The 20,849-nt window shown below is 52.4% G+C and carries 20 protein-coding genes; 13 read left to right on the top strand and 7 right to left on the bottom strand.

What is annotated here, in order from left to right:
* Window positions 1–19 precede the first annotated feature (19 nt).
* Window positions 20–982, top strand: coding sequence for an archaetidylserine decarboxylase (gene asd, locus HMPREF1144_RS20910; protein ID WP_004097949.1), 963 nt, complete (start codon window positions 20–22; stop codon window positions 980–982).
* 21 nt (window positions 983–1,003) lie between these two features.
* Entirely contained in the window at window positions 1,004–4,330 is a 3,327-nt protein-coding gene (gene mscM, locus HMPREF1144_RS20905) for a miniconductance mechanosensitive channel MscM (protein WP_004097946.1), read from the top strand.
* A gap of 36 nt (window positions 4,331–4,366) precedes the next feature.
* Here the strand turns inward: mscM and yjeM are convergent, their stop codons facing one another.
* Window positions 4,367–5,869 (bottom strand): glutamate/gamma-aminobutyrate family transporter YjeM, encoded by a 1,503-nt coding sequence (gene yjeM / locus HMPREF1144_RS20900; protein ID WP_009653873.1) that lies wholly within the window; start codon window positions 5,867–5,869, stop codon window positions 4,367–4,369.
* A gap of 150 nt (window positions 5,870–6,019) precedes the next feature.
* The gene (epmA, locus tag HMPREF1144_RS20895; protein WP_004097943.1) at window positions 6,020–6,997 is read right to left on the bottom strand and encodes an elongation factor P--(R)-beta-lysine ligase; all 978 of its coding nucleotides are present in this window, start codon (window positions 6,995–6,997) and stop codon (window positions 6,020–6,022) included.
* 275 nt (window positions 6,998–7,272) lie between these two features.
* Here epmA and frdA point away from each other — a divergent pair, with 275 nt between their 5' ends.
* The 5 genes from frdA (at window position 7,273) to HMPREF1144_RS20870 (ending at window position 11,237) form a co-directional block, all read left to right on the top strand.
* Window positions 7,273–9,063 carry a fumarate reductase (quinol) flavoprotein subunit gene (gene frdA / locus HMPREF1144_RS20890; protein ID WP_004097942.1) on the top strand — a complete coding sequence of 597 codons (1,791 nt, stop codon included), beginning with the start codon at window positions 7,273–7,275 and terminating at the stop codon, window positions 9,061–9,063.
* Window positions 9,056–9,790, top strand: a complete 735-nt coding sequence (locus tag HMPREF1144_RS20885; RefSeq protein ID WP_004097940.1) for a succinate dehydrogenase/fumarate reductase iron-sulfur subunit — start codon at window positions 9,056–9,058, stop codon at window positions 9,788–9,790. Before frdA ends, HMPREF1144_RS20885 begins: the two co-directional genes overlap by 8 nt.
* A 10-nt stretch (window positions 9,791–9,800) precedes the next feature.
* Window positions 9,801–10,196: a fumarate reductase subunit FrdC gene (gene frdC / locus HMPREF1144_RS20880; protein WP_004097939.1), complete on the top strand. Its 396-nt coding sequence runs from the start codon at window positions 9,801–9,803 to the stop codon at window positions 10,194–10,196.
* 10 nt (window positions 10,197–10,206) lie between these two features.
* Window positions 10,207–10,566, top strand: a complete 360-nt coding sequence (frdD, locus tag HMPREF1144_RS20875) for a fumarate reductase subunit FrdD (RefSeq protein ID WP_004097938.1) — start codon at window positions 10,207–10,209, stop codon at window positions 10,564–10,566.
* Between the two features lie 140 nt (window positions 10,567–10,706).
* Entirely contained in the window at window positions 10,707–11,237 is a 531-nt protein-coding gene (locus tag HMPREF1144_RS20870) for a lipocalin family protein (protein ID WP_009653880.1), read from the top strand.
* Here the strand turns inward: HMPREF1144_RS20870 and sugE are convergent.
* The 4 genes from sugE to efp form a co-directional block, all read right to left on the bottom strand.
* Window positions 11,234–11,551, bottom strand: a complete 318-nt coding sequence (sugE, locus tag HMPREF1144_RS20865; RefSeq protein WP_004097936.1) for a quaternary ammonium compound efflux SMR transporter SugE — start codon at window positions 11,549–11,551, stop codon at window positions 11,234–11,236. The two genes, HMPREF1144_RS20870 and sugE, sit on opposite strands and share 4 nt — an antisense overlap.
* A 140-nt stretch (window positions 11,552–11,691) precedes the next feature.
* Entirely contained in the window at window positions 11,692–11,838 is a 147-nt protein-coding gene (gene ecnB / locus HMPREF1144_RS20860) for a lipoprotein toxin entericidin B (protein ID WP_004097935.1), read from the bottom strand.
* 162 nt (window positions 11,839–12,000) lie between these two features.
* Window positions 12,001–12,132 carry an entericidin A/B family lipoprotein gene (locus HMPREF1144_RS20855; RefSeq protein WP_004097932.1) on the bottom strand — a complete coding sequence of 44 codons (132 nt, stop codon included), beginning with the start codon at window positions 12,130–12,132 and terminating at the stop codon, window positions 12,001–12,003.
* Window positions 12,133–12,201: 69 nt separating this feature from the next.
* The gene (gene efp, locus HMPREF1144_RS20850) at window positions 12,202–12,768 is read right to left on the bottom strand and encodes an elongation factor P (RefSeq protein ID WP_004097931.1); all 567 of its coding nucleotides are present in this window, start codon (window positions 12,766–12,768) and stop codon (window positions 12,202–12,204) included.
* A gap of 42 nt (window positions 12,769–12,810) precedes the next feature.
* On the opposite strand from efp, the gene epmB reads away from it, so the two are divergent.
* Window positions 12,811–13,839, top strand: a complete 1,029-nt coding sequence (epmB, locus tag HMPREF1144_RS20845; RefSeq protein ID WP_009653877.1) for an EF-P beta-lysylation protein EpmB — start codon at window positions 12,811–12,813, stop codon at window positions 13,837–13,839.
* 161 nt (window positions 13,840–14,000) lie between these two features.
* Here the strand turns inward: epmB and HMPREF1144_RS20840 are convergent, their stop codons facing one another.
* Window positions 14,001–14,567 (bottom strand): winged helix-turn-helix domain-containing protein, encoded by a 567-nt coding sequence (locus tag HMPREF1144_RS20840; protein WP_004097927.1) that lies wholly within the window; start codon window positions 14,565–14,567, stop codon window positions 14,001–14,003.
* A 481-nt stretch (window positions 14,568–15,048) separates the two neighbouring features.
* Here HMPREF1144_RS20840 and HMPREF1144_RS20835 point away from each other — a divergent pair, with 481 nt between their 5' ends.
* From HMPREF1144_RS20835 to HMPREF1144_RS20815, 5 genes are all read left to right on the top strand, one after another.
* Complete coding sequence (locus HMPREF1144_RS20835; RefSeq protein ID WP_004097925.1) at window positions 15,049–15,609, top strand: fimbrial protein; 561 nt, start codon at window positions 15,049–15,051, stop codon at window positions 15,607–15,609.
* A gap of 57 nt (window positions 15,610–15,666) precedes the next feature.
* Window positions 15,667–16,359: a molecular chaperone gene (locus tag HMPREF1144_RS20830; protein ID WP_009653874.1), complete on the top strand. Its 693-nt coding sequence runs from the start codon at window positions 15,667–15,669 to the stop codon at window positions 16,357–16,359.
* Window positions 16,360–16,388: 29 nt separating this feature from the next.
* Window positions 16,389–18,944: a fimbria/pilus outer membrane usher protein gene (locus tag HMPREF1144_RS20825; protein ID WP_077251535.1), complete on the top strand. Its 2,556-nt coding sequence runs from the start codon at window positions 16,389–16,391 to the stop codon at window positions 18,942–18,944.
* Between the two features lie 4 nt (window positions 18,945–18,948).
* The gene (locus HMPREF1144_RS20820) at window positions 18,949–19,962 is read left to right on the top strand and encodes a fimbrial protein (protein WP_009653883.1); all 1,014 of its coding nucleotides are present in this window, start codon (window positions 18,949–18,951) and stop codon (window positions 19,960–19,962) included.
* Between the two features lie 445 nt (window positions 19,963–20,407).
* Window positions 20,408–20,770, top strand: a complete 363-nt coding sequence (locus HMPREF1144_RS20815) for a hypothetical protein (protein WP_004097919.1) — start codon at window positions 20,408–20,410, stop codon at window positions 20,768–20,770.
* Window positions 20,771–20,849: the final 79 nt, after the last annotated feature.

The raw sequence follows: 20,849 nt of genomic DNA, 5'->3' as shown, positions 1-20,849 counted from the left end.
TAATGGCCTGGAGGCTACCTTGTTAAACGATCTTAAACTTTCACTGCAATACATTCTGCCTAAACTGTGGCTCACCCGCCTCGCAGGCTGGGGTGCACGCAAACGAGCAGGCTGGCTGACAAAACTGGTCATCGATCTGTTCGTGAAATATTACAAGGTCGATATGAAAGAGGCGCAAAAGCCTGACACCGCCAGCTACCGTACCTTTAACGACTTCTTCGTTCGCCCGCTGCGCGACGACGTCCGTCCGCTAAACGCCGACCCGAGTGTGCTGGTAATGCCCGCCGACGGCGTCATCAGCCAACTGGGCGCCATTGAAGACGACAAAATTTTGCAGGCTAAAGGCCATAACTACAGCCTGGAAGCGCTGCTGGCCGGTAACTACCAGATGGCTGACCTGTTCCGTAACGGCAGCTTTGTTACCACCTATCTTTCGCCGCGCGATTACCACCGCGTGCATATGCCGTGCAACGGTATTCTGCGCGAAATGATCTACGTGCCGGGGGATCTGTTTTCCGTAAACCATCTGACCGCGCAAAACGTGCCGAATCTTTTTGCCCGCAACGAGCGCGTCATCTGCCTGTTCGATACTGAGTTTGGCCCTATGGTGCAAATCCTCGTCGGCGCTACCATCGTCGGCAGCATCGAAACCGTGTGGTCCGGTACCGTCACGCCGCCGCGCGAAGGCATCATTAAGCGCTGGACCTGGCCTGCTGGCGATAGCGAAGGCTCCGTCGCCCTGCTGAAAGGCCAGGAGATGGGCCGCTTTAAGCTGGGCTCCACGGTGATTAACCTGTTTGCTCCGGGCCAGGTGAAGCTGGTTGAGCAGTTACAAAGCCTGTCGGTGACCAAAATAGGCCAGCCGCTGGCGATCGCGCCTGAAGCCGCAGCGCCGGTAGAGCCCGCGCCGCTGGCGGAAGAAGAAGTCCGCGCTGAACACGCCGCCAGCCCTCTGGTTGACGATAAACAAGACGAAGGTTAATTCCTGAAAAAAGGTTACGCCGTGCGCCTGATATACACTTTCCTGTTGGCCTGGAGCCTCAGTTTTGGGGCGTACGCAGCGACAGCCCCGGATGCTAAACAGATAGCCCAGGAGCTGGAACAGGCGAAGGCGGCAAAGCCCGCCCAGCCTGAAACCGTTGAAGTCCTGCAATCTGCCCTGAACGCCCTTGAGGAGCGTAATGCTTCCCTTGAGCGCGCCCGCCAGTACCAGGACGTTATCGATAACTTTCCCAAACTGTCGCAAAACCTGCGCGCGCAGCTCAACAATCTCAGCGATGAGCCGCGCCAGGTCTCCACTACCCTCTCCTCCGATGCCCTGAACCAGGAGATTCTCCAGGTCAGCAGCCAGCTGCTGGAAGCCAGTCGTAAAGCTCAGCAGGAGCAGGATCGCGCCCGCGACATCGCCGACTCGCTCAACCAGCTGCCGCAGCAGCAGAGCGATGCCCGCCGCCAGCTGAATGAGGTTGAACGCCGGGTCGGCGCGCAAAGCAGTAATACCCCGCTGGCACAGGCGCAAAATCTTGGTCTGCAGGCGGAGTCCGCGCGGCTGAAAGCGCTGGTCGATGAGCTGGATCTGGCACAGCTTTCCGCCAATAACCGCCAGGAGCTCTCACGGTTGCGATCCGAGCTGGCGCAGAAAGAGAGCGAACAGCTCGACGCCTGGCTACAGGCGCTGCGAAATCAGCTCAATAACCAACGGCAGCGCGAGGCGGAGAAAGCGCTGGAAAGCACCGAACTGCTGGCAGAAAACAGCGAAAACCTGCCGCCGGATATCGTGGCGCAGTTTAAAGTTAACCGCGAGCTGTCGCAGGCGCTCAACCAGCAGGCGCAGCGGATGGATTTGATCGCCTCGCAGCAGCGCCAGGCGACCAATCAGACCCTCCAGGTGCGTCAGGCGTTAAACACCCTGCGCGAGCAGTCCCAGTGGCTGGGCTCTTCCAATCTGCTTGGTGAAGCCCTGCGCGCGCAGGTGGCGCGGCTGCCGGAAATCCCGCGGCCGCAGCAGCTGGATACCGAAATGGCGCAGCTGCGCGTGCAGCGTTTACGCTATGAAGATCAGCTCGGCAAACAGCCGCAGCTAAGACAAATTCGTCAGGCCAACGGTGAACCGCTCACCGCGGAACAGAACCGTATTCTGCAGGCCCAGATGCGTACGCAGACCGAGCTGCTCAACTCCCTGCTGCGCGGCGGCGATACGCTTATGCTCGAACTGACCAAGCTGAAGGTCGCCAACGGTCAGCTAGAGGATGCGCTTAAAGAGATCAACGAAGCGACCCACCGCTATCTGTTCTGGACCTCGGACGTCAGCCCAATCGGCTTCTCATGGCCGCTGGAGATCGTTCAGGATCTCCGCCGCCTGATCTCGCTCGATACCATGAGCCAGCTCGGTAAGGCCAGCATGATGATGCTGACCAGCAAAGAGACCCTGCTGCCACTCTTCGTCGCGCTCATTCTGGTGGGGTTTAGTATTAGCTCACGCCGCCATTTCACCAGCTTCCTTGAGCGCTCAAGCGCGCGCGTCGGTAAGGTTACGCAGGATCACTTCTGGCTCACCCTGCGCACGGTGTTCTGGTCCATACTGGTGGCCTCGCCGCTGCCGGTGCTGTGGATGACGCTGGGCTATGGCCTGCAGGCTGCCTGGCCTTTCCCGCTGGCCGTGGCGATTGGCGATAGCGTCACCGCCACGGTACCGCTGCTGTGGGTCGTGATGATTTGCGCCACGTTCGCCCGCCCTAACGGCCTGTTTATCGCCCACTTTGGCTGGCCGCGCAGCCGCGTCAGCAAAGCGATGCGCTACTACCTGATGAGCATCGGGCTGATCGTGCCGCTGATTATGGCGCTGATTACTTTCGATAACCTCAACGATCGCGAGTTCTCCGCCTCGCTGGGCCGCCTCTGCTTTATGTTGATTTGCGGCGCGCTGGCGATGGTGACCCTGAGCCTGAAACGCGCCGGCATTCCGCTGTATCTCGACAAAGAAGGCAGCGGCGACAATATGCTGAACCGGCTGCTGTGGAATATGCTGCTCGGCGCGCCGCTGATAGCGATGCTGGCGGCGGCGATCGGCTATCTTGCCACGTCGCAGGCGCTGCTCGCCAGGCTTGAAACCTCGGTCGCCATCTGGTTCCTGCTGCTGGTGGTTTATCACATCATACGCCGCTGGATGCTGATCCAGCGGCGCCGCCTGGCGTTCGATCGCGCGAAGCACCGTCGGGCGGAGATCCTCGCCCAGCGCGCCCGCGGCGAAGAGGAAGTCCAGCATACCAGCAGCCCGGAAGGTTCGATGGAAGCTGAGGTCAGCGAGGTCGATCTTGATGCCATCAGTACCCAGTCGTTGCGCCTGGTGCGCTCCCTGCTGATGCTGATCGCGCTGGTGTCGGTTATCGTGCTGTGGTCAGAAATCCACTCCGCATTTGGCTTCCTGGAGAATATCTCGCTGTGGGACGTCACCTCCACGGTACAGGGCGTTGAGAGCCTGGAGCCGATTACCCTCGGCGCGGTGCTGATAGCCATCCTGGTGCTGATTATTACCACCCAGCTGGTGCGCAACCTGCCCGCGCTGCTGGAGCTGGCCATCCTCCAGCATCTGGAACTGACGCCGGGCACCGGCTACGCCATCACCACCATCACTAAGTATCTGCTGATGCTGATCGGCGGTCTGGTCGGCTTCTCGATGATTGGCATTGAGTGGTCCAAGCTACAGTGGCTTATTGCCGCGCTCGGTGTGGGTCTCGGTTTTGGCCTGCAGGAGATCTTCGCCAACTTTATCTCGGGCCTGATTATCCTGTTTGAGAAACCGATCCGCATTGGCGATACGGTCACCATTCGCGATCTCACCGGCAGCGTGACGCGTATTAATACCCGCGCCACCACCATCAGCGACTGGGACCGTAAAGAGATTATCGTACCGAACAAGGCGTTCATCACCGAACAGTTCATCAACTGGTCGCTGTCGGATTCCGTGACCCGCGTGGTGCTAACGGTGCCTGCTCCGGTAGATGCCGATACCGAAGAGGTGGCGCAGATCCTGTTAAATGCCGCGCACCGCTGTTCATTGGTTATCGATACCCCGGCGCCGGAAGCGTTCCTCGTTGATCTGCAGCAGGGGATCCAGATTTTCGAGCTGCGTATCTACGCCGCCGAAATGGGTCACCGGATGCCGCTGCGCCACGAGATGCACCAGCTGATTCTGGCCGGATTCCGCGAGCACGGTATCGATATGCCGTTCCCGCCGTTCCAGATGCGCCTGGAGAGCATTGATGGCAGAAAAAGCAGCAGGGCGCTGACCTCGGCAGGGAAAACCAGCCGTACGCCCGGCAGCCTGTAAGAACGGCCTTGCCTGAACGCAGGCAAGGCCAGCGTTTTAGCTCTCCTGGACCATTAGCTGCACCGCTGTACGCCGGCGGTAATTCTCATAGATCCCCAGCGCCAGCAGCGAAAAGAAAGCCGGTCCGCCGACCATCCACAGCGCGCTGCCCCAGTCACCCGCTTCCATCACCGGCTCAATCACGGTAAAGATATTGGCAAATGCCACCACCAGTACCACAACGGCGGTCGCCAGCAGCGTCGAGCCGCGGTGTTTAAAAATCACAAAGGGGCGATCGAGATCCTGCTTAGCCTTAAAAAAAGGAAATGCCAGCGTTAAAAACAGATACGGCAGCGTCATAGAGACATTCGCCATCAGCGTCAGTTTGTTATAAAACGCCGACGCGGTATCGCCCCCAAAGGAAACCAGCAGAATAAACACGCTCACCAGCAGGCACTGCCACCACATGGCGTTCGCCGGCATACCGTTAGCGTTAATTCGCGTCATTGCTGAAGGCCAGAGCGCTTTTGGCGTGCCCTGAATAATCGCCTTTAACGGCGAGTAGCTCAGGGTAAAGAAAGCGCCGGTATAAGCGAGGAACATGGCGAGTCCGGTGATTCTGGCAAACCATAATCCGCTCAGGGCGGCGACGGCAGACGGCAGATGCATCGCATTAGCCAGGGTGGCGCCAAGGCGGGTCATCAGCACGTAGGTGATATTACCGAGGTTCGTGGAAGGGTTGCTCAATACCTGCTGCCAGTTGGCGCTCACGCCCCACAGAACAATCGCCAGCGAATAGCCAACAGAAATGACGACCGCCGCGATAACAATGCCTTTGGCGAAATTCTTTTCCGGCTGCTCGGTTTTATCCACCAGACCGCCAACCGCTTCGATTCCGCCGTAGGCAAAGATGGCAAAAACCACGAACGATAGCATCGCCAGACCAGACTGGTAGCCTGGATTAGGCGAGGCCGTGAAATCCAATGGTTGGGCATAATGGCCGCCGTTGAGCAGTAAAATCACCAGGCTCACCAGCAGCAGGACCAGATTAAGGCCCATGACCGCGATCCCGCCGACGGCGGTAATTTTGGCGATTTTGTGCATGCCTTTTACCGCGACAAAGGTCACCAGCAGCATCCAGCACGCGGCAAGAATACCGACCGTTTGCGTGGAGGTCAGTCCGGCCAGCGCCCAGGTTTGCGTTTTATCCGCGCCGAATAAGAATGTGGAAAACGGCACCCAAATTTTAGCCGCCGTGCTGACCATCCAGACCATATAGGATGAAAACCACATAAAGGCCCCCATAAACGCAAAGCGCGGGCCGACGCTATGATTCATCCATGAATAGATCCCGCCCTCCTCCTTACGATAGGCCGCTCCCATCTCCGCCATCATTAGCGCAAAAGGGATAAAGAAAAACAGAGCGGAGAAGAGATAAAACGGCATCGCGCTGTAGCCCATCAGGTAGAACGCAGAGGGGCTGTTTGCAAAACCAAATACCGAGGTGAAGATCATTAATATCAGCCCAATCAGGCTCATCTTCTTTATTTGCTGGTGCATAAATCTATCCAAACGCTGTATCGCGGCAGAGGATGCCGGATAGCCAAAAAAATGAGCGCGGATAGTAGCAAAAACCCAAACGGTTCTTGTGGGTATTAGGGCTAAAAGGCGGGCTTCCCTTCCATCATCGAAAGGGAAGCTGAGAAAGGATCAGGCGCGGTCGACGGTGAAAGAGAGAACCTCACCGATGCTTTCTGCCCCCAGGGCCAGCATCACGACGCGGTCAACGCCCAGCGCCACGCCGGAACAATCCGGCAGCCCGGCTTCGAGAGCGGCCAGCAGATGACGATCGATTGGCTGCTGCGGCAGGCCGCGAGCGGCGCGCTTGCGGTTATCCTGCTCAAAACGCTGCTGCTGTTCGCGCGCGTCGGTCAGCTCATGAAAACCGTTCGCCAGCTCAATGCCTTTGTAATAGACCTCGAAACGTTCCGCCACGCGGTGATCTTCGGTGCTGATTTGCGCCAGCGACGCCTGACTTGCCGGGAAGTGATAAATAAACGTCGGACGATCTTTACCGATGTGCGGCTCGACGCCCATGGTAAAAAGTAGCTGAAGCAGCGTATCCCGGTCCTCTTCCGTATCGGCGATATTGCTCAGATCCAGCTTCGCCGCCGCTTCGCGCAGCTGCGTTTTATCCGCCGACAGCGGATCGATTTCCAGATGACGCTGGAAGGCTTGCTGATAGGAGAGGCTTTCGGCTGGCTGGCAGTCGAGGACCTGCTGGAGCAGATCGTCCACTTCATTGATCAGCCGGTACATGTCATAGCACGGACGATACCACTCCAGCATGGTGAATTCCGGGTTATGGTGGCGCCCCATCTCTTCATTGCGGAAGCTACGACACAGCTGAAACACCGGGCCGCAGCCGGCCGCCAGCAGGCGCTTCATGTGATACTCCGGGCTGGTCATCAGGTACAGATTCAGCCCCTGAGAATGACCAGGACCGACGAAACGCGTCTCAAACGGGACCATATGAATATCCGTCACCGTCGCCTGACTCATGCAGGGCGTCTCCACCTCCAGCACGCCGCGGTCGGTAAAGAAACGGCGAATTTCCGCCATGACCGCTGCACGTTTTAATAGATTTGGAATGGATGCGCTCGGCTGCCAGGTTGCCGTTTCGCTCATGGTACGTTCTCCGATTTGAAACAAGGGCACGAAGTCTACTCGTAACTGGCGAATGAAACAAATTTTGTGCGAATACGTAAACGCGTTACATACACTTAATTTATTGATAACCCAAAAACATAAAGCAATGAGATAAACGACCGCACAGAACGATAAAAAAATCGAACACGTCAATTTTCCCTCCTAACCCTACGGCTATACTCCTTACCTATAAAGGAGCAGTGATACGTTTTCGCCAGCCCGGCGGCGAAATAAACAAAAACTGGAGGAATGTCGTGCAAACTTTTCAAGCCGATCTTGCTGTAATAGGCGCAGGCGGAGCAGGTCTTCGCGCCGCAATAGCCGCCGCGCAAGCTAATCCAAATGCAAAAATCGCTCTAATTTCAAAAGTCTATCCTATGCGCAGCCATACCGTTGCTGCTGAAGGGGGTTCCGCTGCCGTTGCGCAGGATCATGATAGCTTCGAGTACCATTTTCACGACACCGTTGCCGGCGGCGACTGGCTATGTGAGCAGGACGTCGTTGACTACTTCGTTCATCACTGCCCGACGGAAATGACCCAGCTCGAACAGTGGGGATGCCCGTGGAGCCGCCGCCCGGACGGTAGCGTCAACGTCCGGCGATTCGGCGGCATGAAGATCGAACGAACCTGGTTCGCTGCCGATAAAACCGGCTTTCATATGCTGCACACCCTGTTCCAGACCTCGCTTCAATTTCCGCAAATCCAACGCTTCGACGAACATTTTGTTCTGGATATTCTGGTCGATGATGGGCAGGCTCGCGGTCTGGTCGCGATGAATATGATGGAAGGTACGCTGGTACAGATCCGCGCCAACGCGGTAGTTCTGGCTACCGGCGGCGCTGGACGCGTGTATCGCTACAATACCAACGGCGGTATCGTCACCGGCGACGGGATGGGTATGGCGCTCAGCCACGGCGTACCGCTGCGCGATATGGAGTTCGTGCAATATCACCCCACCGGCCTGCCGGGCTCCGGTATTCTGATGACGGAAGGCTGCCGCGGCGAAGGCGGTATTCTGGTCAACAAGAACGGCTACCGCTACCTGCAGGATTACGGCATGGGTCCAGAAACCCCGCTGGGCGAACCGAAAAATAAATATATGGAGCTGGGTCCGCGCGATAAAGTCTCCCAGGCTTTCTGGCACGAATGGCGCAAGGGCAACACGATCCCTACGCCGCGAGGCGATGTGGTCTATCTCGATCTGCGCCATTTGGGTGAGAAAAAGCTGCTTGAACGTCTGCCGTTTATCTGTGAACTCGCGAAGGCCTACGTTGGCGTCGATCCGGTAAAAGAGCCGATTCCGGTGCGTCCAACCGCACACTACACCATGGGCGGGATCGAAACCGACCAGCAGTGTGAAACCCGTATCAAAGGGCTGTTTGCCGTTGGCGAGTGTTCTTCTGTGGGTCTGCACGGCGCCAACCGCCTTGGCTCCAACTCCCTGGCGGAGCTGGTGGTCTTTGGTCGTCTGGCCGGTGAGCAGGCCATGCAGCGCGCAACCGAAGCGGGCGAAGCCAATAGCGCCGCGCTGGACGCGCAGGTCGTCGATATCGAGAAACGCCTGAAAGATCTGGTTAATCAGGAAGGTAACGAGAACTGGGCGAAGATTCGCGACGAAATGGGTCTGTCGATGGAAGAAGGCTGCGGCATCTACCGTACGCCGGAGCTCATGCAGAAAACGGTCGATAAGCTCGCCGAGCTGCAGGAGCGCTTCAAGCGCGTGCGGATCACCGATACGTCCAGCGTGTTCAATACCGACCTGCTGTACACCATCGAACTGGGCCATGGACTGAACGTCGCCGAATGTATGGCGCATTCCGCCCTCGCGCGTAAAGAGTCCCGCGGCGCGCATCAGCGTCTGGATGACGGCTGCACCGAGCGCGACGACGTCAACTTCCTCAAGCATACCCTCGCCTTCCGCGATGCCGATGGTCACACTAGTCTGGAGTACAGTGATGTGAAAATCACCACTCTGCCGCCGGCAAAACGCGTGTACGGTGCGGAAGCGGAAGCAGCCGAGAAGAAGGAGACGACGAATGGCTGAGATGAAAAACATGAAAGTCGAAGTGGTGCGCTACAACCCGGAAGTGGACATCGCACCGCACAGCGCTTTCTATGAAGTTCCCTACGATGAGCAAACCTCGCTGCTGGATGCCCTGGGCTATATCAAAGACAACCTCGCACCGGACCTCAGCTACCGCTGGTCCTGCCGCATGGCGATTTGCGGTTCCTGCGGCATGATGGTGAACAAGGTGCCAAAACTGGCCTGCAAAACCTTCCTGCGCGAATACACCAAAGGCATTAAAGTCGAGGCGCTGGCTAACTTCCCGATTGAGCGCGATCTGGTGGTCGATATGACCCACTTTATTGAAAGCCTGGAAGCGATTAAGCCGTACATCATTGGCAACCCGCGCACGCCCGATCAGGGGCCTAACACGCAGACGCCGGCGCAAATGGCCAAGTACCACCAGTTCTCCGGCTGCATTAACTGCGGCCTGTGCTACGCGGCCTGCCCGCAGTTTGGTCTTAATCCGGAGTTTATCGGCCCGGCGGCGATCACCCTCGCCCATCGCTACAACGAAGACAGCCGCGACCACGGTAAAAAGGAACGTATGGCGCAGCTTAACGGCCAGAATGGCGTCTGGACATGTACTTTCGTGGGCTACTGCTCCGAAGTCTGCCCGAAACACGTCGACCCGGCGGCCGCGATCCAGCAGGGCAAGGTAGAAAGCTCGAAAGACTTTCTTATCGCCACCCTGAAACCACGCTAAGGAGTGCAGTATGACGACTAAACGCAAACCCTACGTGCGGCCGATGCCGTCGACCTGGTGGAAAAAGCTGCCGTTTTATCGCTTCTATATGCTGCGTGAGGGAACAGCGGTACCCACGGTCTGGTTCAGCATTGTGCTGATTTACGGATTGTTCGCACTGAAGCACGGCGCGGAGAGCTGGGCCGGGTATATCGGTTTTCTGCAAAATCCGATTGTCGTGATCCTGAACCTGATCACGCTTGCAGCCGCGCTGCTGCATACCAAAACCTGGTTTGAGCTGGCACCGAAAGCTGCCAATATTATCCTTAAAGGCGAGAAAATGGGGCCAGAGCCGGTTATTAAGGGGCTTTGGGTTGTCACTGCGGTCGTCACCGTGGTGATCCTGTTTGTCGCGCTGTTCTGGTAAGGAGGCTGGAATGATTAATCCCAAACCAAAACGTTCTGATGAACCGGTATTCTGGGGGCTGTTTGGCGCTGGCGGCATGTGGGGAGCGATTGTCGCCCCCGTCATCGTGCTGCTGGTGGGTATTATGCTGCCGCTCGGACTGGCGCCCGCGGACGCCTTCAGCTACGAACGCGTGCTGGCTTTCGCCCATAGCTTTATTGGCCGCGCATTCATTTTCCTGATGATTGTGCTGCCGCTATGGTGTGGACTTCACCGTATTCACCATGCGATGCATGATTTGAAAATTCACGTACCCAACGGTAAGTGGGTCTTCTACGGCCTCGCGGCGATTCTGACCGTCGTCACTCTGGTCGGCATATTGTTCATCTAAAGCGCTCGCCGGAGGCCGTTTTTACCTCCTCGGCGATAAGCCCGGTAGCATTATGTTACCGGGCTCGCTTCTCAAGAAAATTCTGCCGCATTTTTCCTGCCTGAATCTACACTTAGCTTAAAACTGGCAAGGAAAACATTATGCGTCTGCTACCCGTTATTGCGGTTGTTGCCGCTTCATTTCTGCTTGTAGCCTGCAGCGCACCGACTCCACCTCCTGGCGTAACCGTGGTCAGTCCGTTCAACCCTCAACGCTATCTTGGCACCTGGTATGAGATTGCCCGCTTCGATCACCATTTTGAGAGCGGTTTAGAAAAAGTTACCGCAACCTATAGCCTGCGCGACGATGGTGGGCTGAACGTGGTCAATAAGGGATACAACCCCGACCGGGGGATGTGGCAGAAAACCGACGGCGTGGCTTACTTTATCGGGGAGCCCACGCAAGCCGCGCTGAAAGTGTCGTTTTTCGGCCCCTTCTATGGCGGCTATAACGTGATTGCGCTGGACAAGGATTATCGCTACGCGCTGGTTTGCGGACCTGATCGGGATTATCTCTGGCTACTGGCGCGCGCGCCGAAAATCCCGCCAGAAGTGAAGCAGCAGATGCTGAATATCGCTACCCAGCAGGGATTCGACGTCAGCAAACTGCTGTGGGTCAATCAGCAGTATTAATGTGCGCTCATTTTCAGGCCAATGATACCAATCACAATACACGCCAGGCTGGCAATGCGCATCGGGCTGGCGGATTCGCCTAGCAGGATAATCCCCGTCACGGCTGCGCCGACCGCGCCAATTCCGGTCCAAACGGCGTAAGCCGTCCCCACGGGTAGCGTTTTCATCGCCCACGACAGCAGCGCCATGCTGATGACCATGGCGGCAATCGTTACCACGCTTGGCACCAGGCGGCTAAACCCATGGGTATATTTCAGGCCGACAGCCCAGACGACTTCCAGCAGACCCGCGATAAACAGAATAAACCAGGACATATGGCTCCTTTGATGGGGCCGTCCCCAGATGTGAAACGCTTACAGGCCGTCCCGTAAGGTAGATGATATTCCACAAGAATTATACACGACGTGGCAACGGTGAGGAAGAACGGTACGACCCACGGCCGTACCGCCATGGTCTATTGCTGAGCTTTGGTCGCGGCGCCCGAAATCGCGCTGCCGCCTTCTGAAATATCCTGACCTACGCCGCGCGTGGTGTTACATGCGGTCAGTACAGAGGAAAGTGCCAAAACCGTAAAGAACGCTGCAATCGCTTTTTTTACCATAATGTCATCCTTATTAACCAGTTTTAGTTATCGTGCTCTATAAGCATAGACAAACTGGTCCAGGATGAGGGAAGCGAGACGATTTTTAAGAGAAAAAGAAGTGAAGAAAGGGAATCAGATAGAAAGTGAGTATATGAATAAGAATTGCCTGATGAAATAAGGTTAGCTGACCGCGTGAGAAATAGCATGACCCAGGCTCTGGATATCCTCGCCCATGCCGCGAGCCGTATTGCATCCAGTCAGCAGCGAACCGCTCAGCAATAACAGTAGCAAAAGTTTCAGTGTGGGATTCATCTTCCTTGCCTGCGATGTCAACCTGTAGAGGCGCAGCATGGCGCTGCGCCAACTCTTTCGCCGCCTGAATTACTTCACGCGGGAGACGTATTCGCCAGAGCGAGTATCGACTTTGATGACTTCGCCAATCTGTACGAACAGAGGAACTTTAACCACTGCGCCAGTGGACAGCGTAGCAGGCTTGCCGCCGGTACCCGCGGTATCGCCTTTCAGGCCTGGATCGGTTTCAACGATTTCCAGCTCAACAAAGTTTGGCGGGGTGACGGAAATTGGCTGACCGTTCCACAGGGTCACGATGCATTCAGCCTGATCCAGCAGCCATTTAGCGTTATCGCCAACGGCTTTAGCGTCAGCGGCCAGCTGTTCGAAAGTAGAGTTGTTCATAAAGTGCCAGAACTCACCGTCGTTATACAGGTAAGTCAGGTTCATATCGACAACGTCCGCACCTTCAGCAGAATCGGTAGACTTGAAGGTTTTCTCAACGCGAGTACCGGTCAACAGGCGGCGCAGCTTAACGCGCGCGAAAGCCTGGCCTTTGCCGGGTTTAACGAATTCACTGGCTTCAACGGCATAAGGTTCGCCGTCCATCATGATTTTAAGACCGGCACGAAAATCGTTGCTATAGTAAGTCGCCATAAGGCCCTCTGAAATTTTGTTAATTGGTAGCTAAGCCACAAAATGGCGCATATTGTAACCCTAAATACCCCATCCAGAGAAGATTGGTTAACGCAACTTGCCGATGTTGTGACCAGTCCTGATGAACTGCTGCATCTTTTAAATGTAGACGCTGATGCGAATCTATTGGCAGGGCGTGATGCTAAACGCCTGTTCGCACTGCGTGTTCCGCGGGCGTTTATTGCCCGTATGGAGCCAGGTAATCCCAACGATCCTCTTCTTCGTCAGGTACTTACCTCCAAGGAAGAGTTTATTAATGCCCCGGGATTCTCTACCGATCCGCTGGAAGAACAGCATAGCGTTGTGCCCGGTCTGCTGCATAAATACAGCAACCGTGCGCTACTGCTGGTGAAAGGCGGGTGCGCGGTAAATTGTCGTTATTGCTTCCGTCGTCACTTCCCCTATGCTGAAAACCAAGGCAATAAGCGTAACTGGCAGCAGGCCCTGGAGTACATTTCGGCACATCCCCAACTGGATGAGATCATTTTTTCCGGTGGCGATCCGCTTATGGCCAAGGATCACGAACTCGACTGGCTATTGACGCAGCTGGAATCTATTCCCCACATCAAGCGCCTGCGTATTCACAGCCGACTGCCCATTGTGATTCCTGCACGTATTACTGATACGCTGGTTGCACGTATTGCTGCATCATCGTTACAGGTACTGCTGGTGAACCACGTTAACCACGCCAACGAGATTGATGCGGCGTTTCGTACGTCCATGAGAAAACTGCGTATGGCTGGCGTGACCTTATTGAATCAAAGCGTGCTGCTGCGCGGCGTAAATGATAACGCCAACACGCTTGCCGACCTGAGCAACGCGCTATTCGACGCCGGCGTCATGCCTTATTATCTGCACGTGTTGGACAAAGTGCAGGGAGCAGCGCATTTTATGGTCAGTGACGAAGAGGCCAGAGCGATCGTGCGCGAATTGCTGACGCTGGTGTCCGGCTATTTAGTACCAAAACTTGCGCGGGAAATCGGCGGGGAACCCAGCAAGACGCCCCTCGACTTGGGGTTAAAGCAGCAATAGTCAATCCGTCTGCCGGGCATGGCCAGGCAGACTGCCTATTTGCTATTACTCACTGGTATATAAATACTACTGCTTAATCATTTGCGTAAAACCAGTTTTTATCCTTTCAGAAAAAAAGTAAAAGCAAATATAAAAGCAAGCTGTAAACCCATTCATTAAAGCTACAAGAAAAGAGAAAGAATGTTTGCTGCGGTCATAACCAATAGCAGGGGTAAAATCCACTTGGGTAATTTGAACTCTGTTGCTTTATTGTCATTGAAACTTTTTTGCGCATCTTCCTGAATGGCTAAATTATGAGTCACATTGTTCTCAACCGGAGGCGAAGATGTGCTCGCGGTGATCTGCACATTTTCAGGGTTTTCTGGCTCTTTTTCGTCCGTTCGGAAGAATGACGCGATATTTGATCCTGCGGCGAGAACAAATCCCCGCTGCCTTACTGTGACAATAATATCTTGCGATAATCCTGCTTTCAGTAATGATTTTCTTAGCAAGGAAATGTTCTGATAGAACGTGTTCTGAGAAACAACAATCCCTCTATTTTTCCACACTATATCCAGAAACTCCTCCCTGGATATAATCTTCCCGTTGCTTTCGAGCAAAAGTTGCAGGCAGCGTGCCGTTGGCACATTGAGGGTCACACTGTCCCCATTCTCTCCTACAGGCTGTAGCTCATTCATATTTACATTAAAAATAACTTCATTATTAATGATATATTCATTGAATATCATAATCCCAATCCTCTCTCACCATTCCATATGAAACAAAGATGAATTAAATTCAAATTCACCTTTAGCAAACACAACACATCCCTTTTAGCCTGCCAGATTAGATAATTTCAAGGATAAATTCCCGCTCCTCCCAGAGCAAAGATAATATTATCATGATATTTGAACCAAATGGAAGACTGATTTACAACTATACGTTCCAGATACGCTCGTTATTATCTACAAAGTCTACTTGTGAATTTGCAAGCTTCAATAAACAAGTTTTAAATTCAAGCAGAATTCACATGCATTTTATCTACCATGCACTTAGATTTGTTACCGCTCCGGCACAATACGCGCTGATTTGTACAATAGTGGCGGCAGGAGAAAGATAACGATAGCGCTCAGGCAGCATAGCAGAATGCTAGTTATTACTATTCATACTAATTAACATCCACGCCATGACGCTATTCAGGACTTTAGTATCTCTATATGGATTAAATAAATGAAAAAAACAATTTTAGCTGTAATGGTCGCTGCTTCAGCAGTTCTGAGTGCCCAGGCTTTTGCGGCAGGGAACAGTTCTAACCTGACTATTCTGGGCAACGTAACCGACACCGGTGAATCCTGTAACGTAACGCCGTCCGCGATGATTTCAGGCGGATCTTTAACGCTGGATGATGTAAAAGCATCCGTGCTGGAGGCCCTGGCTGTCAACGCACCGTATATGTCTACAGCAAAAGATATTGAGTACAAAATCGAAGACTGCCAGAAAGGCGCCAAAGACTTTAGTGGCAATATCAACGTCACCGTAACAGGCGACTATATCAGCGGCCAGGATGACGTGCTGACCAACTCCGCGGCCAGCCCGGCGACTAACGCTGCGGTTACCGTGGTTAATACCGATGGAACCCGCGTAAGCTTCACCGGCACTACGCCTAAGGTTATTGCATATACTGCGGGTACGCCTTCTTATCTGCGTTATAAAGCCGCATACGTTAAAACCGCAAATGGCGTTACCGATGGTGCAGTTAAGGGTGTAGCAACCTTTACTATTAGCTACTAATAAGCATGCCGGGGTTTACCTGAGGTAAACCCCATTCTTATATTCAGGGAATGAATTATGCTGAAGTCATTATTAAGGCTAACTACACTTTCTTTTATTACCATCAGCTTCGTAGCCCACAGCGGAGTCGTGGTGGATTCAACCCGTCATCTTTATAAAGAAGGCGCGCGAGAAATCAGCGCAAACATTGAAAATAAAGATGATACGCCATATCTTATTAAATCCTGGGTAGAAGCATCTGAGGGAACGAAAGACAGCTTTTTTATGGTGACGCCTCCGCTTTTCCGTCTGGAGGGAAAGCAAACGAATACGGTGCGTGTTTTTCCTAATGCGTATATATCCAAAGCACCAAAGGATCGTGAAACCGTCTACTTCTTTAACGTTATGTCTATCCCGCCAACCAGCGATAGTGAAGCCGATAAAAACAAGCTGCAGCTCGCCGTTCGCCACAGAATGCGCCTCATCTATCGTCCACGCGCTATTCAGGGTATGAATATTACTACTGAGGCCAAAAATCTGCAGTGGCGTAAGTCCGGTAATAAAATAACGTTAAAAAACCCGACCCCATTCTTTATTTATTTTAAAACAATAACAATAAACGGCAGGGATATTACTAGTTCAGTTAACAACATTGATGCTTTTTCCAGCAAAGAAGTTACTTTGCCTGCAGGTATAAATGGTTCAGAGATCGTATGGAAGGTGGCTACAGATAATGGGGGCTCGGGCCCAGCTAACACCTCATCGATTTAAATTCTTTTTCATTGGCCAGGGTGAAAAGTATGTCTATTTCAATAAAAAAGATGGGAGGGGCGCTATCCGGAACCTACCACACAATTTTCGTTCTCGTTCCGGCGCTCGCTCTCGGTTTAAGCGCTAATGCCCTGGCACGTGATTTTTTTGATCCCGCTTTTATAAAATCAGTAAATCAGGGCGATCCATCCTCAATACCGGACCTGTCCCTGTATTCAACCAGGGATGCACAGGCACCAGGGGTGTACCGCATTGACGTTATTTTAAATAATAGTCTGCAAGAAACGGCCGATATTCGCTTTGTTGACAAAAAAGATCCGGCGACTGATGCCTTAAAACTCGCGCCATGTTTAAGCATTGCTAAATTAACCACCTATGGTTTACGTTCAGATGCATTTCCAACATTAAAAGAGGATGCTAACGGCTGCGCTGATACGAGCGTCATCCCGGATTTCACCACCGATTTTAACTTTAATACTCAACAACTGCTGATATCTATACCGCAGGCAGCCCTGTCGACGATAGCTCAGGGATTTGTTTCTCCCGATGAGTTTGATGACGGTATTAACGCCTTGCTGACCAACTATCAGTTTAGTTCGGGCAAAGACTATGAAGCGGACAATGAGTATTACAATCTTAACCTACAATCCGGCCTGAACATTGGGCCGTGGCGCCTGCGCAACCTTAGTACCTGGAATAAATCAGCAGGCACGAAGAGTGACTGGGATTCCGTCTATCTCTATGCGCAGCGAAGCATTGTGTCGTTGAAAAGCACCTTAGTCATGGGTGAAAGCACCTCTCTCTCCAGCATTTTTGACAGCGTGCCCTTCACGGGGATTCAGCTGGCAACCGATACGGACATGATTCCTGAAAGCCTGCGCGGCTTCGCGCCTGTTGTTCGTGGTATTGCCAGGACCAACGCTCGCATCGTCATTAAACAGAATGGCTATCAAATCTACCAGGCCTTTGTCGCTCCGGGCGCTTTCGAAATCACCGATCTCTACTCGACCGGCGGCAACGGTGACCTTTACGTCACCGTCGAGGAGTCCGATGGTTCCCGACAGAACTTCGTCGTGCCTTACGCCTCTCTGCCATTAATGCTCAGAGAAGGCCAGATGGAGTATGAGATCACGAGCGGTAAATATCGCCCATATGACGGCAATATAGATGAAAAGCCGTTTACGCAGGCTACGATCGGCTACGGTGTCTTAAGCAACACCACTTTCTATACCGGTTTGCAGGCGGCATCCAACTATCAGGCGCTCGCTTTCGGGGCCGGGCAAAACCTTGGCGATATTGGCGCGGTTTCCGCAGACGTCACGACAGCCTGGTCCCACAAGAAAGATGAAGATAAAACGTCCGGCCAATCCTGGCGTATCCGCTATGGTAAAAATATTCTTGAGACCGGCACCAATATTACCGTAGCCGGCTACCGCTATTCGACCTCCGGGTACAATACGCTAAGCGATGTGATGAACACCTATAGCAACAGATACGGCGGCTATACTCCACGCTCTCTGCGTAACAGAACCAATATTACCGTCAGCCAAAGCCTGGGGGCCGGGTTAGGTAGCCTTTCTGTATCCGGGATATTCGAGGATTACTGGGACAGCAAGCGCCACAATAACTCGCTGAATATTGGTTACAACGGCGGGTTCCGTCGCTTTAACTATTATGCTGGCTATAGCTATAGCCGCTACAGCTGGGGAAATAATGCCTCCGGCCGTTATGTAGAAGATGACCATGTCATTTCATTTAATATCTCTATTCCTTTAAGCGAGTGGTTGCCCAATGCTTATGCGACCTACAACGTCACCAACAGCAGCCCGGGCTCGACCGATCAGTATGTTTCTCTGAGCGGGGTGGCGCTGGAAAATCATAACCTCGACTGGAACGTACAGCAGGGCTACAGCAATCGGGAGGATGCCAGCGGTGGCGTCTACGGCAACTATCGTGGTTCAACGGGTTCAGTTAACGCCGGCTACAGTTACGCCAAACATAGCCAGTTGATTAACTATGGTCTGAGCGGCGGCGTATTAATGCATGCCGATGGTATTACCCTGGGTCAGGAAATGTCTGAAACCGCCGTATTGGTTAAAGCACCCGGGCTGAAAAATGTACGCCTGGAAAACGACGCGACTATCGAAACGGACTCCCGCGGCTACGCGATTATTCCGTACGTTACGCCATACCATCGGACCAACGTAACCTTAGATAGCACGACTCTGGGGAATAATATGGAATTGCCAAATACGACGCAAAAAGTCGTGCCTACCCGTGCAGCCGTGGTACGGGCGAACTTCGCGGGTAATATTGGCCGCCGCGCATTCCTTATCCTTAAGAGAGCATCAGGTGAAAACGTGCCGTATGGCGCAACGGTAACGTCAACTACCGATAAAAATGCCCAGGCCAGTATCGTGTCTGATGGTGGGATGGTCTACATGTCTGGTCTAAAAGATAACGGTGAAGTCTATGCCCAGTGGGGTTCAAAGACTGGCCAGCAGTGTAAAGCGGCTTATAGTCTGGCTATGGAAATCGAAGGCATCGCGCAGACGACTGCGGTTTGCCACCAACAGGGAAAGTAATACTATGAAATGTCTTTTTTTTATAATTAGTTTACTCAGCATAAGCTTACAGGCGGTGGCTACCTGCTCATATAGTAAAACGGGTGGCGGTGCGATTACCGTTAGTTTTAACGGTTCTGTCATCGCGGATTCCACATTACCTAACGGTAGCATATTAGCGTCGGCAAGACGTGGAAGTGTAAATCCCAAAACATTTTCATCGTGTAGTTCCAGCGATGTTTATGTCGTCAGAACCGTACCTGTCGTAAGCCCATCTAATATTACTAAAATTGGTGGAAAAATAGTTTATGAGACAGGTATCCCCGGTATTGGGTTTCAGATTTCTGATATTACCTTACCATCAATTAACTATTTTTCCCCTGCAGAAATAGATCAGCCAGAAATAGCCAGTAATCATTATTTTTCTAAAGCGTCTGGACAGGTCATGGTCTGGTTAGTGAAAACCGGCCCCATAACGAAACAAAAGGGAAACAAAACGGCGGTTTATTTTATGGCTGGCCCGCCAAATCAGACCAACACGGGTGCATCGAATACCGCTGAATTATTCAGAATCAATGTGGATTTGACTAACATTACTTTTAAGGAAACTACCTGCGAAATCTCGCCTCGCAATGGGAGTATCGTAAAACTATCAACCATTGATATTTCGGATTTAAATTCCGTAGCAGTCGGCAGTGCCGCGGGCAAGTCCAAAAATATTACCCTCGATATTAACTGTCCGGATTCAGAAATCAATAAAAAATATGTTTACTGGTTTAGCCCTATATCTGTAGCATCAACGAGCATAAATGGACTATTACTAAATTCATTACCAGACGGCGCTCAAAACATAGGTATTATTCTTAAGAAAAATGGTTCTGCGATAAAATTTAACGATCTGAGTGCTTATCCCTTCGTCAGTGCTAAGAGTCAGGATTTAACGCTCACTGCTGACTATTTTAAAATCGCTAAAAATATCTCTGCAGGCATCACTGGGGAGATAAAAACAGATTTAGAGGTCATCCTCCAGGAGGAATAATTTCCTGTAAGCAAGGATATAAGCATATACCAGCAAGTTTTACATAGACTTAATGATGAATAAAAGCAAAAACGTTATGAATCCAAAATTATTCGAGTGGTGAGTAAGAGAATACCTGGCAGTTTACTGCATTAAGTGGCTGCATGAGCGCACTCAGCCAACGCTCATGCAGCCTGAACATGGCGATTATAAATACCTGTCGTTATCAATCCGTTCTCTCACACACAATCATACCATCAATATTAATTCACTAAACTGATACATGAACCGCTAAAAATTCACTAATCAATCATCAACACAGACATTGAAAAATAACAGTTACATATTAGAATCAGCCTCGAAATACCACCTTGCACATTCGTGTATTTCGTTTTCTAAAAATGTCAAAATAGATTTTGACTTGTTGTTGTTTTCTTAAAACACTCATATATTAAAGGAATATATAATGAAACAACTCACTGTATTTGAAATGGAAGAGATTTCTGGTGGCTACTCCTGGGACTTCTCATCGATTACTGGCGCCTTAACCAGCATTGTTTTTAATAGCGCAGAAGCTATCGGGGCATCCATTTTAGGTGCCACTGCAGGCGCACTTGCCGGTTCTGCTATGGGCGGCATCTTCGGCGGCAACGGTGGCGGCATTTTGGGTATCGGGTCAATTGGCCAGGCGGTGGGGATGATTTACGGTCTGTGCGTTGGCGGCGTTGGTGGTGCTATTGCTGGTGCCATGGTTGGCTGGGATATCACTCTCGATAAATGTATCGAGATGTTTGATGGATTTGTTGATGGTACGCTAGCCTACTGGTAAGAAAGTTTTCAGACCATAACTTTATGAAGGCTCTAACGAGCCTTCTTTTATCTTAATTCTCTATCTCAAAGCTGACAAC

The organism is Klebsiella sp. OBRC7 (assembly GCF_000293135.1).
Classification (GTDB): domain Bacteria; phylum Pseudomonadota; class Gammaproteobacteria; order Enterobacterales; family Enterobacteriaceae; genus Klebsiella; species Klebsiella michiganensis.
The sequence above is the reverse complement of the archived record's forward strand: the minus strand, read 5'-3'. Positions and strand labels throughout refer to the sequence as shown.

Bases quoted from the DNA above. Each gene is read 5' to 3' on its own strand.
- yjeM (WP_009653873.1), bottom strand. From the start codon at position 5,869: ATGCACCAGCAAATAAAGAAGATGAGCCTGATTGGGCTGATATTAATG.
- epmA (WP_004097943.1), bottom strand. From the start codon at position 6,997: ATGAGCGAAACGGCAACCTGGCAGCCGAGCGCATCCATTCCAAATCTA.
- HMPREF1144_RS20885 (WP_004097940.1), top strand. From the start codon at position 9,056: ATGGCTGAGATGAAAAACATGAAAGTCGAAGTGGTGCGCTACAACCCG.
- frdC (WP_004097939.1), top strand. From the start codon at position 9,801: ATGACGACTAAACGCAAACCCTACGTGCGGCCGATGCCGTCGACCTGG.
- frdD (WP_004097938.1), top strand. From the start codon at position 10,207: ATGATTAATCCCAAACCAAAACGTTCTGATGAACCGGTATTCTGGGGG.
- HMPREF1144_RS20870 (WP_009653880.1), top strand. From the start codon at position 10,707: ATGCGTCTGCTACCCGTTATTGCGGTTGTTGCCGCTTCATTTCTGCTT.
- sugE (WP_004097936.1), bottom strand. From the start codon at position 11,551: ATGTCCTGGTTTATTCTGTTTATCGCGGGTCTGCTGGAAGTCGTCTGG.
- ecnB (WP_004097935.1), bottom strand. From the start codon at position 11,838: ATGGTAAAAAAAGCGATTGCAGCGTTCTTTACGGTTTTGGCACTTTCC.
- HMPREF1144_RS20855 (WP_004097932.1), bottom strand. From the start codon at position 12,132: ATGAATCCCACACTGAAACTTTTGCTACTGTTATTGCTGAGCGGTTCG.
- efp (WP_004097931.1), bottom strand. From the start codon at position 12,768: ATGGCGACTTACTATAGCAACGATTTTCGTGCCGGTCTTAAAATCATG.
- epmB (WP_009653877.1), top strand. From the start codon at position 12,811: ATGGCGCATATTGTAACCCTAAATACCCCATCCAGAGAAGATTGGTTA.
- HMPREF1144_RS20840 (WP_004097927.1), bottom strand. From the start codon at position 14,567: ATGATATTCAATGAATATATCATTAATAATGAAGTTATTTTTAATGTA.
- HMPREF1144_RS20835 (WP_004097925.1), top strand. From the start codon at position 15,049: ATGAAAAAAACAATTTTAGCTGTAATGGTCGCTGCTTCAGCAGTTCTG.
- HMPREF1144_RS20830 (WP_009653874.1), top strand. From the start codon at position 15,667: ATGCTGAAGTCATTATTAAGGCTAACTACACTTTCTTTTATTACCATC.
- HMPREF1144_RS20825 (WP_077251535.1), top strand. From the start codon at position 16,389: ATGTCTATTTCAATAAAAAAGATGGGAGGGGCGCTATCCGGAACCTAC.
- HMPREF1144_RS20820 (WP_009653883.1), top strand. From the start codon at position 18,949: ATGAAATGTCTTTTTTTTATAATTAGTTTACTCAGCATAAGCTTACAG.
- HMPREF1144_RS20815 (WP_004097919.1), top strand. From the start codon at position 20,408: ATGAAACAACTCACTGTATTTGAAATGGAAGAGATTTCTGGTGGCTAC.